Source organism: Burkholderia sp. SCN-KJ, assembly GCF_024656005.1.
GTDB lineage: Bacteria > Pseudomonadota > Gammaproteobacteria > Burkholderiales > Burkholderiaceae > Burkholderia.
The window spans coordinates 1-15,356 of the sequence record NZ_JANKOG010000017.1 but is presented as its reverse complement, the minus strand read 5'-3'; the positions used below and the strand labels follow the sequence as shown (position 1 = coordinate 15,356).

Annotated in this window: 13 protein-coding genes and 1 pseudogene; 7 read left to right on the top strand and 7 right to left on the bottom strand. The window is 64.0% G+C overall.

All coding sequences use genetic code 11. The features are described 5' to 3' along the window. The first annotated feature begins 147 nt into the window (after positions 1-147). The 5 genes from NQV17_RS25240 to NQV17_RS25220 all read left to right on the top strand — a co-directional run bounded on the left by NQV17_RS25240 (position 148) and on the right by NQV17_RS25220 (position 5,221). Positions 148-1,125 (top strand): chromate resistance protein, encoded by a 978-nt coding sequence (locus NQV17_RS25240; RefSeq protein WP_257774323.1) that lies wholly within the window; start codon positions 148-150, stop codon positions 1,123-1,125. Beyond that, on the top strand, positions 1,122-2,300 hold the full coding sequence (locus NQV17_RS25235) for a chromate transporter (protein WP_044847517.1): 1,179 nt from the start codon (positions 1,122-1,124) through the stop codon (positions 2,298-2,300). Before NQV17_RS25240 ends, NQV17_RS25235 begins: the two co-directional genes overlap by 4 nt. A 66-nt stretch (positions 2,301-2,366) precedes the next feature. Beyond that, complete coding sequence (locus tag NQV17_RS25230) at positions 2,367-2,795, top strand: chromate resistance protein ChrB domain-containing protein (RefSeq protein WP_257774322.1); 429 nt, start codon at positions 2,367-2,369, stop codon at positions 2,793-2,795. Then, on the top strand, positions 2,782-4,038 hold the full coding sequence (locus NQV17_RS25225; RefSeq protein ID WP_257774445.1) for an MFS transporter: 1,257 nt from the start codon (positions 2,782-2,784) through the stop codon (positions 4,036-4,038). Before NQV17_RS25230 ends, NQV17_RS25225 begins: the two co-directional genes overlap by 14 nt. A 94-nt stretch (positions 4,039-4,132) precedes the next feature. Further along, positions 4,133-5,221: a YncE family protein gene (locus tag NQV17_RS25220; protein WP_257774321.1), complete on the top strand. Its 1,089-nt coding sequence runs from the start codon at positions 4,133-4,135 to the stop codon at positions 5,219-5,221. Positions 5,222-5,490: 269 nt separating this feature from the next. On the opposite strand, the gene NQV17_RS25215 is transcribed toward NQV17_RS25220, so the two are convergent. Beyond that, complete coding sequence (locus NQV17_RS25215; protein ID WP_257774320.1) at positions 5,491-7,572, bottom strand: hypothetical protein; 2,082 nt, start codon at positions 7,570-7,572, stop codon at positions 5,491-5,493. A 239-nt stretch (positions 7,573-7,811) separates the two neighbouring features. Between NQV17_RS25215 and NQV17_RS25210 the strand changes: the two genes are divergently transcribed. Beyond that, positions 7,812-8,930 carry a helix-turn-helix transcriptional regulator gene (locus NQV17_RS25210; protein ID WP_257774319.1) on the top strand — a complete coding sequence of 373 codons (1,119 nt, stop codon included), beginning with the start codon at positions 7,812-7,814 and terminating at the stop codon, positions 8,928-8,930. 650 nt (positions 8,931-9,580) lie between these two features. Here the strand turns inward: NQV17_RS25210 and NQV17_RS25205 are convergent. The 4 genes and pseudogenes from NQV17_RS25205 to NQV17_RS25190 all read right to left on the bottom strand — a co-directional run. Beyond that, positions 9,581-9,709: pseudogene (locus tag NQV17_RS25205) on the bottom strand (IS256 family transposase); the annotation flags it as partial. Between the two features lie 204 nt (positions 9,710-9,913). Next, positions 9,914-11,206 carry a beta-ketoacyl-ACP synthase II gene (fabF, locus tag NQV17_RS25200; protein WP_257774318.1) on the bottom strand — a complete coding sequence of 431 codons (1,293 nt, stop codon included), beginning with the start codon at positions 11,204-11,206 and terminating at the stop codon, positions 9,914-9,916. Positions 11,207-11,384: 178 nt separating this feature from the next. Further along, positions 11,385-12,026 carry an acyl-homoserine-lactone synthase gene (locus NQV17_RS25195; protein WP_257774317.1) on the bottom strand — a complete coding sequence of 214 codons (642 nt, stop codon included), beginning with the start codon at positions 12,024-12,026 and terminating at the stop codon, positions 11,385-11,387. 398 nt (positions 12,027-12,424) lie between these two features. Continuing rightward, complete coding sequence (locus tag NQV17_RS25190; RefSeq protein ID WP_257774316.1) at positions 12,425-12,808, bottom strand: DUF4902 domain-containing protein; 384 nt, start codon at positions 12,806-12,808, stop codon at positions 12,425-12,427. Positions 12,809-13,389: 581 nt separating this feature from the next. Here NQV17_RS25190 and NQV17_RS25185 point away from each other — a divergent pair. Next, a complete protein-coding gene (locus NQV17_RS25185; protein ID WP_257774315.1) occupies positions 13,390-14,052 on the top strand; it encodes a LuxR family transcriptional regulator in 663 nt (220 codons plus the stop codon). Positions 14,053-14,127: 75 nt separating this feature from the next. Here NQV17_RS25185 and NQV17_RS25180 read toward each other — a convergent pair whose 3' ends face one another. Both NQV17_RS25180 and NQV17_RS25175 read right to left on the bottom strand, forming a co-directional pair. Further along, positions 14,128-14,934, bottom strand: a complete 807-nt coding sequence (locus NQV17_RS25180; RefSeq protein WP_257774314.1) for a transglutaminase family protein — start codon at positions 14,932-14,934, stop codon at positions 14,128-14,130. An 8-nt stretch (positions 14,935-14,942) separates the two neighbouring features. Beyond that, positions 14,943-15,356, bottom strand: a 414-nt coding sequence (locus tag NQV17_RS25175) for an alpha-E domain-containing protein (protein ID WP_257774313.1), incomplete at its 5' end; no start/stop codon positions are given.

Below are 15,356 nucleotides of genomic sequence, written 5' to 3'. Positions count from 1 at the left end.
TCGCGTTTCCATATAGGGGGAGGGGGTATTTTCCGGAAAAAAACCAGACGAATGACGCGCGCCTCGCAGGCCGCCCCGCCGCCAGTCACCGCAGCCGCCGCCAAAGTTAACTTGTAGAAGTCGTAACGCATGAGTAGCATTTGCTACATGAATTCACTCACGACATGGTCGCTCCTCGTGCTGACCCTTCCCACGCAGAACGCGACGGCGCGCATGCGGTTCTGGCGCGCGCTCAAGGCAAAAGGCTGCGCGGTGCTGCGCGACGGCGTCTACCTGCTGCCCCAGTCGGAAGCGCATGAACGGATGCTGCGCGAGCTCGCGGACGCGATTGCCGACAGCGGCGGCAGCGCTCACCTGTTGCGCGCGCCGAGTCTCGATGCGTCACAGGAGCGGGAATTCCGCGCGCTCTTCGATCGCGGGGAAGATGACGCCGCCTTTATCCAGGTCCTTGCGGACGCCCGCAAGACCCTCGCCGGACAGTCGGCCTCGGAACTGACGCGCTTGCTGCGCCGCATGCGCAAGGATTTCGACGCCATCCGTGCGATCGACTATTTCCCGGGCGACTCGGCCACTCGCGCCGAAGTCGCGCTGCAGGATTTCGTCGCGCTGGTCGACACCGTGCTGTCGCCGGGCGAACCCCACGCCGCGGACCGCGCGATCCGGCCGCTGGCGATCGGCGAATTTCAGGGCCGCACCTGGGCGACGCGGCAGCGAATGTGGGTCGATCGCGTCGCCAGTGCCTGGCTGATCCGCCGCTTCATCGACGCACGCGCCCGCTTCGTCTGGCTCGCGTCGCCGGCGGATTGCCCGGCCGACGCGCTGGGCTTCGATTTCGACGGCGCGACGTTTACGCATGTCGGCGAGCGCGTGACGTTCGAGGTGCTGCTGGCGAGTTTCGGGCTCGACAACGACCCCGCGCTGATGCGGCTCGGCGACATCGTGCATGCGCTCGACGTGGGCGGCCCCGCGGCGCCCGAAGCGATCGGCTTCGAGGCCGTGATGGCCGGCACGCGCCAGCAGGCAGAGAACGACGACCGGTTGCTCGAGCAGATGGGCGCCGTGCTCGATGCCCTGTACGCACACTTCACGTCGAACGGCAAAAACCACACCGCGGCCAGATCATGACCACTTCCATCGCCACCACCGAACCGACCTACTCACTTGGCCAGCTGGTCGCCTACATGCTGCGTCTCGGCACGTTCGGCTTCGGCGGGCCGGTCGCGCTCGCAGGCTACATGCGTCGCGACCTGGTCGAACGTCGCGGCTGGATCACGGAAGCCGACTACAAGGAAGGGCTCACGCTGGCCCAGCTCGCACCGGGGCCGATGGCGGCCCAGCTCGCGATCTATCTGGGCTTCGTGCACTACCGCCTGCTCGGTGCGACGCTCGTCGGCTTCGCGTTCGTGCTGCCGTCGTTCCTGATGGTGGTTGCGCTCGGCTTCGCGTACTCACATTTCGGCGGGCTGTCCTGGATGCAGGCCGTCTTCTACGGCGTCGGCGCCGCGGTGGTCGGCATCATCGCGATGAGCGCCTACAAGCTCACGACGAAAACCGTCGGCCACGACAAGCTGCTCTGGGCGATCTTCGTCACGCTTGCCGCCGTGACCTTCATCACGGAATCGGAAATCGCGTGGCTGTTCGTGGTCGCGGGCCTGGTCGGCTGGCTGTGGCGTGCCCCGCCCAAGTGGCTGCAGCGCGGTGGGCTGAACGCGGTTGCCGCCGCCAACCTGCCGGCAGCCAGCGGCATATTGAGCGGCATCGACCTGCCGCAGCTCGTTCAGATCGGCGCGTTCTTCATGAAGGCCGGCGCGTTCGTGTTCGGCTCCGGGCTGGCGATCGTGCCGTTCCTTTATGGCGGCGTCGTCACCGAACATCACTGGCTGAACGACAAGCAGTTCGTGGATGCCGTGGCGGTCGCGATGATCACGCCCGGCCCGGTCGTGATCACGGTCGGCTTCATCGGGTATCTGGTGGCGGGCTTCCCGGGCGCACTCGTCGCCGCACTCGGCACGTTCCTGCCTTGCTATCTGTTCACGGTCATCCCCGCACCTTACGTGAAGAAGTACGGGCACCGTCCGGGCGTCAAGGCGTTCGTCGACGGCATCACCGCCGCAGCCGTCGGGGCGATCACCGGCTCCGTCCTCGTCATCGCGAAACGCTCGATCGTCGACCTGCCGACCGCACTGCTCGCGGTCGCGACCGTGCTGCTGCTGTGGCGTTTCAAGAAGTTGCAGGAGCCGGTCGTCGTCACGGCTGCCGCGCTCGTCGGGCTCGTGGCCTACCCGCTGCTCCATCATTGAGCCGCATTGCCGGGAGGCGGCCGTGACGCATCGGACGACGTTCGTCCGCCATACAGGAGGCGTGCCGTGAAATGGATTACGCGCGAACGGCCGAAGGTTGACCGCATCGCATGTCCGTGGCTGATTGCGCGGTTCATCGACGATGCGCCGGAATTTCTCTACGTCCCGGGTCCGGACGTCCTGCGACTGGCGGACGAAACGGGCGCGGTGCCCTACGACGTGCCAGGCGTCGAGCTGGGCCACCACGGTGAACGCTGCAGCTTCGATGCGTTTCTCGACCGCTACCGGCTCGACGCCCCGGCGCTGCTCAAGCTCGCCGCGATCGTGCGCGGCGCCGATACCGGACGGCTCGATCTCACGCCGGAATCGGCCGGGCTGTACGCGATCTCGATCGGCCTGTCCGGACACTTCGCCGACGATCACGAGCAACTGCGGCACGGCATGGTGATGTACGACGCGCTCTACGCGTGGTGCCGGCGTGATGCACGTCCCTAGCAGCCGCCGCGCGTCGACGCTCGCCAGCCGGATGCTGCCGGCGGGCGCGGACAAGGCCGCATGGCTCATCCTCGCCAGCCGCGGCATGCGCGGTTTCTGCGATGGATTCATTGCCGTGCTGCTGCCCGCGTATCTGCTGTCGCTCGGGCTGTCGCAACTGGATGTCGGCCTGATCGGCACCACGACGTTGACAGGTTCCGCGATCGCGACGATCGCGGTCGGCATGCTCGCGAGCCGCTTCACGCAGCGCCGCATGCTGACGCTCGCGGCGACACTGATGGCGGCGACGGGCATCGGCTTCGCGAGCGTCTCCACGTGGTGGCCGCTGTTCGTCATCGCCTTCGCCGGCACGCTCAATCCGAGTTCCGGCGACGTCAGCGTGTTTCTGCCGCTCGAACAGTCGCGCCTGGCGCAAGCCGCCGACGGCGACGCTCGCACGGCGCTGTTCGCCCGCTACAGCCTCGTCGGCGCCGTATCGGCAGCGGTCGGATCCCTCGCGGCGGGCGTGCCGATCGCGGTTGCGTCACATACCGGAATCTCGACGCTGGGCGCGATGCGCGGCATGTTTCTGGTCTATGCGGCCACAGGTGTCGTCGTCTGCATGCTGTATCGGCGGCTGCCGCGCCAGACAGTTCGCGCGGCGCAGGCAGCGCCCCCGCTCGGCCCGTCACGCCCGATCGTCGTGCGGCTGGCGATGCTGTTCAGCGTCGACGCATTCGCGGGCGGGCTCGTCGTCAACTCGCTGCTGTCGCTGTGGTTGATGCAGCGCTTCGGGCTCTCGATCGTCGCGACCGGCCAGTTCTTCTTCTGGGCGGGCCTGCTCTCGGCCGGCTCGCAGCTCGCGGCCGCGCCGCTGTCGCGCAGGATCGGCCTGCTGAATACGATGGTGTTCACGCATATTCCGTCGAGCGTCTGCCTGATCGGCGCCGCGCTCGCGCCGTCGTTGCCGCTGACGTTGACGCTGTTGCTGATGCGAAGCGCGCTGTCGCAAATGGATGTCCCGACCCGAACCGCCTATGTGATGGCGGTCGTCACGCCGGCGGAGCGACCGGCAGCGGCCAGCTTTACATCCGTCCCGCGCAGCCTCGCGGCCGCTGTCGCGCCGGCCTTGGCCGGCGGCCTGTTCGGCCTCGGCTGGCTCGGTGCGCCGCTGGTCGCATGCGGCGCGCTGAAGATCGCGTACGACCTTTCGCTGCTCGCAGCGTTTCGCCACGTCGAACCGGACGACGGCCGGGCACGGTAATCGCGGCCACGGCCGAACGGCAAACGAGCGGGGAACCATGCAAAGCGATGCCGCCGCCGTGCCAATGCGGTGGCGGCTGTCGCGGGAGGCAATCATGAAGGACTCCGGACGCTGGCGCTACGGCCTGCTCCTGTTCGTCGCGCTATGCGGCGGGCTCGGCACGTCGGGCCTACCGACTCACCAGGTTTTCGCTGCCGGCGAAGAAGGCGCCTCGACCGGCACCCTGCCGCTGAAGCATGTCGCGGACATCGCGTTGCCGGGCCGCGCGACACGACTCGACTACGCAAGCCTGGACCCGAGCCGCAACCTGCTCTTCATCGCTCACCTCGGCGACGGCGAAGTGATCGCTTTCGATACGCATGCATCGCGCGTGACCGCCCGGATCGCAGGCGTATCGTCGGTACATGGCGTGCTTGCCGTGCCGGCGCTGTCGCGCATCTACGCGTCTGCGACCGGGTCCGACGAGATCGTCGCGATCGACGCCGCGACGCTGAAAATCGTCGCGCGCATGCCGGGCGGGCATTATCCCGACGGCATCGCCTATGCGGCCGACGTGCACAAGCTGTACGTATCCGACGAATACGGAAAAACGGAAACGGTCATCGATGTCCGCAGCAACCGGCGCGTCGCGACGATCCCGCTCGATGGCGAAGCCGGCAACACGCAGTACGACCCGGTTTCCCGACACATCTTCGTGAACGTCCAGACGCGGCGCCAGCTCGTCGAAATCGATCCGGCGACGGACCGTGTCGTCGCCCGGTTCGACTTGCCGGGCGCGAAAGGCAATCACGGATTGCTGATCGAGCCGCGCGCCGGCCTCGCCTTCATCGCGTGCGAGGACAACGACGCGCTCCTCGTCTTCGATATGCGCACACGGCACGTCGTCCGCGCTTTCGACCTCGGCGGCGGCCCGGATGTGCTCGCGTTCGATTCGGCGTCGGACGTGCTGTATGTTGCCGGTGAAGCCGGCATCGTTTCGATGTTCAGCGTCCGCGGCCGGAACGTTGCCAAGATCGGTGAAGGCCGGCTCGGGCCGAACGCGCACGTCGTCGCTGTCGATCCGGGCACGCATCGCTCGTATTTCCCGCTGAAGGATGTCGGCGGCCGGCCGGTGCTGCGCGTGATGGAAGCCGCGAGCGTCGCAAAGCCGGCCGGCACGGTGCCGCCGGGTGCAGGAATGTAACGGGCGAGCATGAACGGCGGCATCCGTCGTCGCGCAGTATCTCGTACCGTTCGATGTGATGCGATCCGCGGCCGGTCGGTCGTCAGCGGCGCCGCCGCCGCGCGGCACGCCGAACCGATTCTCGCCAGCACGCCGCCCACGATCCGGTCGCAGCGTTCCCCGTCGAACGAAAACACGACGCGCTCGACCAGGTCGATCGTTGCCCGCCGGCGGGACGACGCATCGCCCCGCCGGCCGACGCTCGCCGGACGCATTCGCCCGGCTGCCTGTTACCGGTCGTACTCGAAGGCCTCGGTGAAGAGCGTGTCGACCGGGTCGGACCAGCTCAAGTTCACGAACGAGAAGTCCGCGCTGCCGGTCCAGCCGGCCACCGACGGGAACGCGACGCCCTGGTCGCCCGGCACGTTGAGCGTGACCGAGGCGCCCGGCTGGACCGGCGACGCCGATGCCGAACCGTTGACGAACGTCGCCGCCGGCTGCCCGGCCGCGGTTGCGCGAATCTGCACGTTGCCGCGTTTGACGAACGGCAGCCCCGATTTCGACGTCCAGCCGAGCGGGAAGGTCGCGCCGCCCGCGAACGTGCTGGCGGAGCCCGGCGTCAGCTTGTCGCGCGTGGACTGCGCCAGATCGTGCCACGCGTACTGGCGCAGTGCGTCGGGCGACGGCGACGGCGTACGCAGCCGGACCGTGTAGTGCCGGGCCGGCGTCGACGTGTTGCCGTTCTGGTAGATGTCGATCGTATAGGCGCTGAACGGCTTGATGTCGGCCAGCTCGGCGGTGCTCAGTTGCGGCTTCGCCCATGCGGTATTGTTGCGCGGCGCGTCGCCGGGCCACGTGAACAGGCCCTGGTTGGCCGGGTCCTGCGCGACGCCGGCCAGACGGAAGTTGTTGCGGCACTGCGGATTCTTCGCCAGTGCGGCGAGCTGCGCCGGCGTCTGCCCGCTTGCGATCTGCGCGCGGATGTTCAGCGTGTCGCAGGTCCCGCTCGACGGCTGGAGAAACACGCCGTTGCGCAAGCCGGGGCCGTTGACGATCGCGAAGTCCACCGCGGTGCCGGCCGCGTCGACGGCACCCACCTGCAGGTTGAGCGAATCGACGAACGCGTTGGTCCCCGTCGACGGATTGGCCGGATTCAGCCAGTCCCACTTCTGTGCGTTCGCATTGACCTTGCTCAGCACCGCGCGCTGATTGCCGACCACGCGCCAGCCGGTATCGCCGTTCGCGAGACTGCCCGCCCGCACTGCAAGCTGTACATGCTGCTGCATGCCGTCGCGAATCCCGTCGCTGCGCGTCCACGCGAGCTTGACCCACATCGTGTCGCTGGCAACGACGCGGATGACTTCCGGCAGGCTGAAGCTCGCGTTGTTCATCGCATCGTCGGCCACGATGCCCGGCGTGCCGCCTGCCGGCGCGCCGAACTCCTGGTCGACCGACATCCCGTTGTTGAGGTACGCGGAAGGCACGCCTGCATTCAGCGCGCCGGACGCGACGTCGTCGACGAAGATCCGGCCGCATGCCGATACGCTGCCGCCCGTGCGCGCAGCACCGGTCGAACCGGCGAAGCACTGGTTGAGCGCGCTCTGCAATGCCGCCAGATCGCTGGCGCTCGGCAGGTTCGACACCACCGCGCCATTGATGGTCGCGGCGGCCGGCAGGCTGGCCTTGTCGCTCGCCTGCGGCGCGACGCCGGGCGCGAGCTGAAGCTGCACCGGCGTATCGCTGGACGCGCCCGCCACCGAGCTGATCTGGACGCCGCCATCCGGCAGGACGTTGATCTTGATCTGGTCGAGCAGCCGGTCGAGACCCGGCGCGCCCGCCGTCAACGGGCCGGAAATCAGGTCGACGCCCGCATTGCCGGTGGCGGCCAGCAGGTCGGCCAGCGCCGACGAATAGGCTTGCACCGTGCTGGCGACGGCCTGGGCCGTGACCTTGCTTTGCAGCAAACCGGTGTCGGCCAGCAGCTTGGTCGGGTTGTCGCCGACGATCGTGGCGGCGATCGCGTTCGTGATCGGCGTGATGTTGATCGTCTGCGTGCCGGCCGTGGCGCTGAGCGCGATCAGCGTGGCCTGCGAGTCGGCGACGTTGCCGTATGCGGACAACGCGAAAGGCGCGCTCAGGCCGGTCACCGTGCATTGAAACGCGCCGGTCGACGCATCGGCCGGGCAGTCGACCGCTTTGCCGGTCGCATCGACCAGTTTCACGGTGGCGGCCTGCATCGCGGCGCCGGCGGCCGCGACCCCGCTGACCGTCTGCGCGGCGGGCGGTGCGGGTGGCGAGGAGGAATCGCTGCCGCCGCCACAAGCCGACAGGACAAGCACTGCAATACCGGATACGACAGGTGTGAGTTTCATTGCGTTTCCCCCGAGCCCCTTCTGGTTGATGCGTGTCACATACATTGCGCGTGCACGCTGAATGGCGAGGATTCTCGCAAAGACGATTTTCTCGATCATCATTCAGGTGGATGAAAATCGGGAAATAACAGGGCATGAAATGCAAATAACCTGTGTTAGCCTGAAAAAAATTCGGTATTCGAAGCAATATCGTCAGACAAAATCAGAATACGAAGATCGCGAAGCGACGGGGTGAGCACATGCAACGAGACCAACTCATCGGGGACCTCTATGAGGCCGCGCTGCATCCGGACGGTTTTCTCGAAGTTTTTCACCGGGTGTCCGAATCGCTCGGCGCAGACGTATTTCACATGTTCAGTTGGGACGTCGCGCGCAATGCCCCGAAATTCTCGATCTATTCGCCGCGCGCGGAATTCGACGAGATCATCGCGCTCTACGATCAGTATTACGGCGCGCTCGATCCGCGCCGCGGCTTCGTCGAAAACGCACCGCTCGGCGAATTCGTTTGTTGTCAGGATCATCTGACCGAGCGCGACGTCGAACGCAGCGAGTTCTTCCAGGACTATCAGATTCCGTCGGGATTTCGCTACCTGATGGGGATTCGCTTCGCGCGCCCCGGCAGCGACAACATTCTGCTCGGGTTACTGCGTGCGCACGGCCGCACACCCTATTCTCCAGAAGAACGCGCGACCCTGACCGGTATGGCCGGGCATCTGCAGCGCTCGATCAACCTGTGGCAAGACGCGCGAGTGCTGCATCGCGACGCCACGCTCGGCGCCGAACTGATGGAGGAGCTGGGCCTCGCCGTCTTTGCGCTGGACCGGCACGCGCGCGTCCAGTTCGTCAACCGGGCGGCCGAGTCGATGCTGCGCGCCACCACCTGCCTCAAGCTCGAGAACGGGCACCTGAGCGCGACGAGCGCGCCCCAGAACGACGCGCTCAAGGCGGCGCTGGCACGCGTCGCGAAGACCCGCAAGAGCGAGAGCCTTGCCCTTTCCGGCACGTTGGCCGCGGCGCACGAGATCTTTCTCGGCATCGCGGCATTGTCCGGACAGGCGCTCCATGCCACGTTCGGCGATGCGACGATACTGATCACGGTCAGGCGACGCAGCGGCGCCCCGCTCGTCGTCGCACAACAGCTGCGGCAATCGTTCGGCTTGTCGAGCGCCGAAGCCGCGATCGCCGAAGCGTTGATCAGCGGCAAGACGCCCGACGAATGTGCGGCGAGCGCCGGCGTGTCGCTTGCGACGGTTCGCAGCCAGTTGCGTGCGATCTATGAAAAGACCCACTCGCGGAACCAGGCTGAAGCGGTCGGTCGGATGCTGTGGGTCCTACCGCAACACAAGCTCACGAATTGATACGTCGAAAACGGCGAGCGGGGCAGCGGTCAAAACGCTTTGGCATATTTTTTTAAGACGGGTGCACTTTGCCGGTCTCGGGAAAAGCGTCCGTTACGAAAATTCCCGGAAAAACCGTCTTTGGAAGATTCCAATCCCCGCCAGTGCGTCTCGTGCAGAAAGTGGCGAGAGACGGCGCATCGGCGTGACGCTTGTCGGTGGAAGACATCCGCGTTCCTTGAGCAGGATCTTGGCTGAACCCGATGAGAATTCGTCGGAACTCGGTGGTGCTGCTCGATCATTGGCGGCTATACGATGGACGCGATACTTCCTCGTCCCATGCAGTTTGCATGGTTCGTTAGCCCCGGCAAGTTTCACGGCCATTGTCGGGGCCTTTTTTGATTTCAGTTCCTGTCCCATTCGCTCGCCGACGCGGCCATGCCGACCTCCGATCGGCTGTCGCGACGCGCGACGGCGAGATGGCTGGTGTGCACACTCGCTGCACACATGCCGGCCATATTCCCGGTGTTTCAGGGCCGCTCCAATTGCCCCAATGGCGTCCGTTCCAGCAGGACGGCGAACAGATGAGCGCTCGGCCACGGCCAGCACGGCGGCCGGGGTGATTTGGTATGGGAGGTATCCGGAATTTCGTGTGTGAGGCGGGTTAAAACTCAGACTCCGATGCTGAGTCGTTCCGGGTAAAGCAATGCAAGCTGCGGCATCACGCTTCTCCAGGCGTGCCGGGAGCCTGTCTACTTGGCAACGACGTTGCGCAAGGCCAACCGGATCGGCACGAGCGCGTGCCGACATTTGCGCCTGCGGCGGATCCAGGCGTGGTGCGCGAGGCTGAAGGGGCGGACAGCACGTCTGGCGCACGGCTGGATCGGCCCGCGACTCACCATCGAACCGATGGAGCGCTGGCGGCGCCATAGCATGGCGTCGAACGCTAACTATTCGTAATACTTACGAAATCAGAAGCGTGCGCAAACCCTGTTGATGTGCAGTCAATGCGACACTGCCGATCTATCCGGCGGGTAGCGTTTAAACAGCACCGATGCATTGACGCCGCCAAACCCGAACCCGTTGGACAGTGCGATCTCGACGGGAACGCGCCGTGCGGAAGGCCCGATCAGGTCAAGTCCGGCAGCGGCTTCGTCGGGGTTCTCGAGATTCAGCGTTCCGGGCAGCACGCCGTCCCGGAGCGCGAGAATGGAAAACGCCGCTTCGATGGCGCCCGCCGCGCCGAGCAAATGCCCGGTTGCCGACTTGGTCGAGGAAATCGCCGGGCCGGCGCCCACGCCGAAGACAGTCTTCAGCGCCTCGATTTCTCCAGCGTCGCCGACCGGCGTCGATGTCGCATGCGCATTGACGTAGTCGACCTGCTCCGGGGCGATTTCGCCCATCGCCAGGGCCAGCTTCATCGCCCGCATGGCGCCGGATCCGTCGTCGGGACCGGCGGTCATGTGATAGGCGTCCGCCGTGGTTCCGTACCCGATGATTTCCGCGATCGGGCGGGCGCCACGTGCGAGGGCATGGTCCAGGGACTCGACCACGAGCATGGCCGCTCCCTCGCCCATGACAAATCCGTCACGATCGCGGTCGAACGGGCGCGAAGCGCGAATCGGCTGATCGCCGAAGCCGGTCGACAACGCTCGCGCCGCCGCGAATCCGCCCAGGCTGACCTTGTCGAATGCCGCTTCGGCGCCGCCCGCCAGCACGACATCGGCCTCACCGGTCCGGATCATGCGCATCGCATCGCCGATCGCCTGCACGCTCGCCGCACAGGCCGTCACCGGACAGCCGAGGGGCCCACGGAACTGATGCTTGATCGAAATCTGGCCGGCCGCCAGATTCGAGAGAAAGAACGGAATGGTGAACGGCGACAACCGCCGCACGCCACGCGTCTCGCCGATCCTGACCGCCTCCGCCAGCCCGGGAAACCCACCGATGCCCGACGCCACGACCGTCGCCGTCCGCTCGCGCTGATGCTCGGCTTGCGGAGCCCATCCGGCTTCCGCGAGCGCCTCGTCTGCAGCGACCATCGCCATCTGGATGAAGCGGTCCATCTTCCTCAGCTCCTTGTTCGGCACCGAGAGTTCCGGATCGAAACCGCCGTCGGGATCGTCGGCCTTCCCCTGTACGGTCCCGCCGACCTTTGCGGGCAGTTCACCGACGATATCGTCGCCGAGCCGGCGAAGCCCGGAGCCGCCTCCGATCAGGCGCTGCCACACCAATTCCTTACCGCAACCCAGCGGGGACACAATGCCAATACCGGTTACCACCACTCGAAGCGTCATTTCACCTTCCCCTCACGGACCAGGACCAACTGACCCACATCGTTAAAGCCGTTCATCTTCAGGCACACCTTTAGTAATGCTGTATTGCGCCGAGCCACTTCAGGAGAGAGCCGGGGCCGCCAGACTCGCGGCGGACCCTGGACCCGTCCCGATACGCGTCGCGACTTCACGGCGCTCGTCAGAACGCGTGCGACACATGCACACTGCGCGACATGTTGAGCGGCACGCCGTACTCCAACACGTCGAGGTTCAGCGCTGCGCGCGTTTGTTGATCTATCTCGATCCAGAACGGCAAGGTCGGCTTGCCTTCGATCATTTGCGGTGGCGCAGCGCGATGCACATTGACGCCCATGCGCTTCAGAAGCCGTTCGTTGCCGAGCACCGAGAATGCAATGAGACGGTCGGCGCCATGTGCATGCGCGACACGGACGATTTCGGACATCAGGGAGCGCGTGTTTTGCCACGATTCTTCCGCCGTCAACGACTCGCCGCTCGGCATGCTCATCGCGAAGCGCGACAGTTCCCACACATTGCGCGTACTGGGAAGGGCGGCACCGCCCATCAAATCCGGAAAAACCTCACCCAGCAGATAAGGCTCGTCGGTCGGCAACAACCGGCCGCAACCGACGATTTCGTCGCTGCGGTCGAATGCGACGACATAAAGGGTGTCCGCGTGATCGAAGTCGTCAAATTCGATGCCATCGTCGGTAGGCAACGACCAGCCGAGTTCCTGTATGAAGACCTTATGCCGAAACTTCGCAAGTCGATGCATCGTCTCGCGACTCAAATCAGCGCTTTTTCCCGACAATAAAGTCAGCATCGCGAATGCCCTCTCTCTTATCTTCAGAATTGTTAGGCGCGATTGGACCCGAAATTGAAAAGACAAAAAAGCTGCCCGAATGGGCAGGGAGGCAGGCGTCTGGACGAGACTCGTCGCGCCGAGTGCGACGGGACACTGCGACGGACAAACGGGGTTCGGAATTCAACCGGCGATCGCTACGCGAATCGGGCGGAGCGACCGTCCGGAGCGCGCTGATCAGCGGCGGCTCGAAGCAACCATCCTGAGCCGCGGCGTCACGGTATAAATGATCGTAGCGGTCATCGCGCCATTGCCAAGCCGATCAGGAAGATCAACGGAAATTGGCGGTAGCGCCGCATACAGGATTTGTTACGACGCTTAGGCTTTTTTGAATGTATTTATATCCACTGAACACGAAATCAGTGACCGGCGAAGATGGCCGATTCAAGTTCGCGTTGACGCATTCCCGAGCACAGCCAGTTCTGGATCAACTCCTGGCTGTATTGCGCGCCGTAATCGTCACCATTCATGTTGAGGAGCATGACATTGCTGCTGACGTCGTCCTTCCCGACCATCACCTCAGACTGGCCCACGGCCACATGCCATACGCAGCCTACGCTCACGGCCGGCCGCGTTTCGGTGCAGACCAGCTCGTAGTAGCCGGCATTGACGGCGCTAATGCCCTCGCCCCATAAGTCATGCAACAAGTTCAGGGCTTGCTGGCACATATGTTGATGGAAGCGCAGCGCGTAGAACGCGGGCAAAGTCAATCGTACGTATCCGTCGTTCAGTTTTTTAGGCATGTCCGTTCTCTCAATGTGGCACCTGTTAAAATTGATACCGCATAGTTTGGCAAGATTCGCGGCGACCGGCTAGGCGCGCGCCCTTCCAAAGCTTATGGCGCGCCTGCTTGTGATTTGTGGTAGCCGGTAGATCGCGCGCATGTTTTTTACGAGTATCACAGATCACCCGGAGAACGCCATCGCATTATCAAGATAACGTACGGCCCCGCTAGCGGTGATTGCCTGACGGTGCTCGATCATTGTGCAATTCCAGGATTTTCGAACTCGTCGCAATTTTCGGCATCGGAACTTGGCTGATGTACGAATACGCATGCCTATATGCAAATTCCCGAACCCAATCGATCAATGGCGAGTGCGGACGCCACCTCGAAATCCGCCGCCGGATAACAATTCAGCACCCGACACCATGCTTGCCGCTCGATATCTCAAATATTGACGACGATCCTTGAATAATTTATAGAAAATCGATCAACGCACCAACCACGCAATACAGCCCCTTTAGGGACAAGATTGACCAAAAAGGTAATGATATGCAGGCCTGGAGAGAGAAGTATCTGAATGGATACGCCAAGGCAAAATCCGTGGCTGACGTGTTTCTGGAGTTCACGGCAGACGTGCGAGCACTCGGATTCGAGTACTGTTCGTTCGGTCTGCGCGTTCCGTTGCCGGTGAGTCATCCGCGGTTCATGCTGCAGTCCAACTATCCGGAGACGTGGGTCGAGCGCTATGTGAGCCAAAACTATTTTGCCGTCGATCCGACGGTCCGGCATGGGCTCAGTCAGCTGACCCCCCTGATCTGGCGCGCCGACAGCCAGACACAAAACGTCGAATTCTGGGACGAAGCGGAGCACTTCGGCTTGCGCCACGGCTGGTGCATGCCATCCATCAGCCGCACCGGGGCGATCGGACTCGTGACCATGGTGCGATCGGGCGAGCCGATCGAGGAGAGTGAACTCGCGGAAAAGGGATACCAGATGTCATGGCTCGCGAACACCGCCAACTGCGCGATGAGCATGCATTTGCTCGCGCAGCTTGCGCCCGAATATGCCGTCGAGTTGACGGCACGCGAGCGCGAGGCGTTGCAATGGTCCGCCGCGGGAAAAACCTACGCCGAGATTGGCAAGATCATGTCTGTCGACGAGCGGACCGTGAAATTTCACCTCGTCAATGCGATGCGCAAATTGAATTCGGCCAACAAGACCGAGGCCGCGGTCAAGGCGGCAATGCTGGGGCTCTTGTTCTGACGCCATTTGCTTCGTCGCTCATGCGCTGAATGGCGAGGCAACTCGGTGCGAGTACCGAAATTTCAGTCGATCGACTCACCGGACCGACAGTGTGACCGCAATCTCCGCGGTCAGCGTTTCAGCGCCCGAGTTCGACTGGATGCAGGTGACCGGCGCGGCGCCGCAAGCGTCGAAGCCAGTCGCCAGTTTCACATAGTGTTGGTCGGGACAGAGATTATTCGCCGGATCGAAGCCGATCCAACCGAGATGGTCGACGTAGACTTCAGCCCACGCATGATCAACTGCCCGGATTCCGTCGTCGTCGCCTATCAGATAGCCCGAAGCGAAGCGCGCGGGAATGCCGAGCCGATGCGCGACGGCGATGAATACATGAGCATGGTCGCGACAGGTTCCGTTCGAACTGATCCACGCAGCCTCTGCATCGGTGGCGTCGTCGCAATTCTCCGCCCCGGCTGCGAGGCGATCGTGCACGATGTCCATCAACTCGTGTAGTTGCAGAAGACGGTTTTGCGTGCTCTTCAGGGCGGAGGCAAGCTCCATCAGCGAGTCTCCGGGACGCGTGAGAGGCGACTCGCGCAGGAACAGCCACGGATTCGTACGATCGTCTGCAGTGCCGATCACACCATCCTTGCTGTGCGTCGTCACTTCGCCGCGTGAAACGATGACGATCTCCTTGTGGTCGTTCGGGTGACACACAAGGTCGACATGGTTGCCGAATCCGTCGATGTACGACAATGCCGGCTGCATGTCGTTTGCAAGCAATTCCCAAGACCCGACCGTCTGACCGGGATTCGACGACGGTCGCAGTCGAAGGCGCTGCAATGCCAGCTGCAACGGCTCGTCGACGGTATAACGCAGGGTATGGGTGATCCCGATATGCATTGCGGTACTCAATCGAAGTTGTAGGCCTGGGCGATTTCGAGCCCAAGTCGCTGGTTGCGCCGAATGAAGCCGGTCAGGAACTCGTGCAGGCCGTTCTTGAAGACTCGTTCGATCGTACTGTCGGAAAGCATCGTGAGCGTCTGTGCGGCGGTGCCGTGGCACGCGTGAGCGATGCCATGCTCTTTCACGAGCAAGTTGAGACTCGACATGACGCGCCCGTAGCAATAGCGCAGCGAGCGCGGCATGCGGCCGTTCAGGACCAGGTAGTCCGCGATGTTCAGCGGCTTGTACTGCACACCGTACACCCAGCGGTACGAGTTGTTTGCCTCGACCGACCGCAGGATCGATTCCCAGTGGTTGGTATCGAGGATCGTGCCCACGTGCGACACCGATGGCAGCAGCAGGTGGTATTTCACGTCGAG

Coding starts and splice junctions, on each gene's coding strand:
- NQV17_RS25240 (WP_257774323.1), top strand. CDS start 148: ATGAATTCACTCACGACATGGTCGCTCCTCGTGCTGACCCTTCCCACG.
- NQV17_RS25235 (WP_044847517.1), top strand. CDS start 1,122: ATGACCACTTCCATCGCCACCACCGAACCGACCTACTCACTTGGCCAG.
- NQV17_RS25225 (WP_257774445.1), top strand. CDS start 2,782: ATGCACGTCCCTAGCAGCCGCCGCGCGTCGACGCTCGCCAGCCGGATG.
- NQV17_RS25220 (WP_257774321.1), top strand. CDS start 4,133: ATGAAGGACTCCGGACGCTGGCGCTACGGCCTGCTCCTGTTCGTCGCG.
- NQV17_RS25215 (WP_257774320.1), bottom strand. CDS start 7,572: ATGAAACTCACACCTGTCGTATCCGGTATTGCAGTGCTTGTCCTGTCG.
- NQV17_RS25210 (WP_257774319.1), top strand. CDS start 7,812: ATGCAACGAGACCAACTCATCGGGGACCTCTATGAGGCCGCGCTGCAT.
- fabF (WP_257774318.1), bottom strand. CDS start 11,206: ATGACGCTTCGAGTGGTGGTAACCGGTATTGGCATTGTGTCCCCGCTG.
- NQV17_RS25195 (WP_257774317.1), bottom strand. CDS start 12,026: ATGCTGACTTTATTGTCGGGAAAAAGCGCTGATTTGAGTCGCGAGACG.
- NQV17_RS25190 (WP_257774316.1), bottom strand. CDS start 12,808: ATGCCTAAAAAACTGAACGACGGATACGTACGATTGACTTTGCCCGCG.
- NQV17_RS25180 (WP_257774314.1), bottom strand. CDS start 14,934: ATGCATATCGGGATCACCCATACCCTGCGTTATACCGTCGACGAGCCG.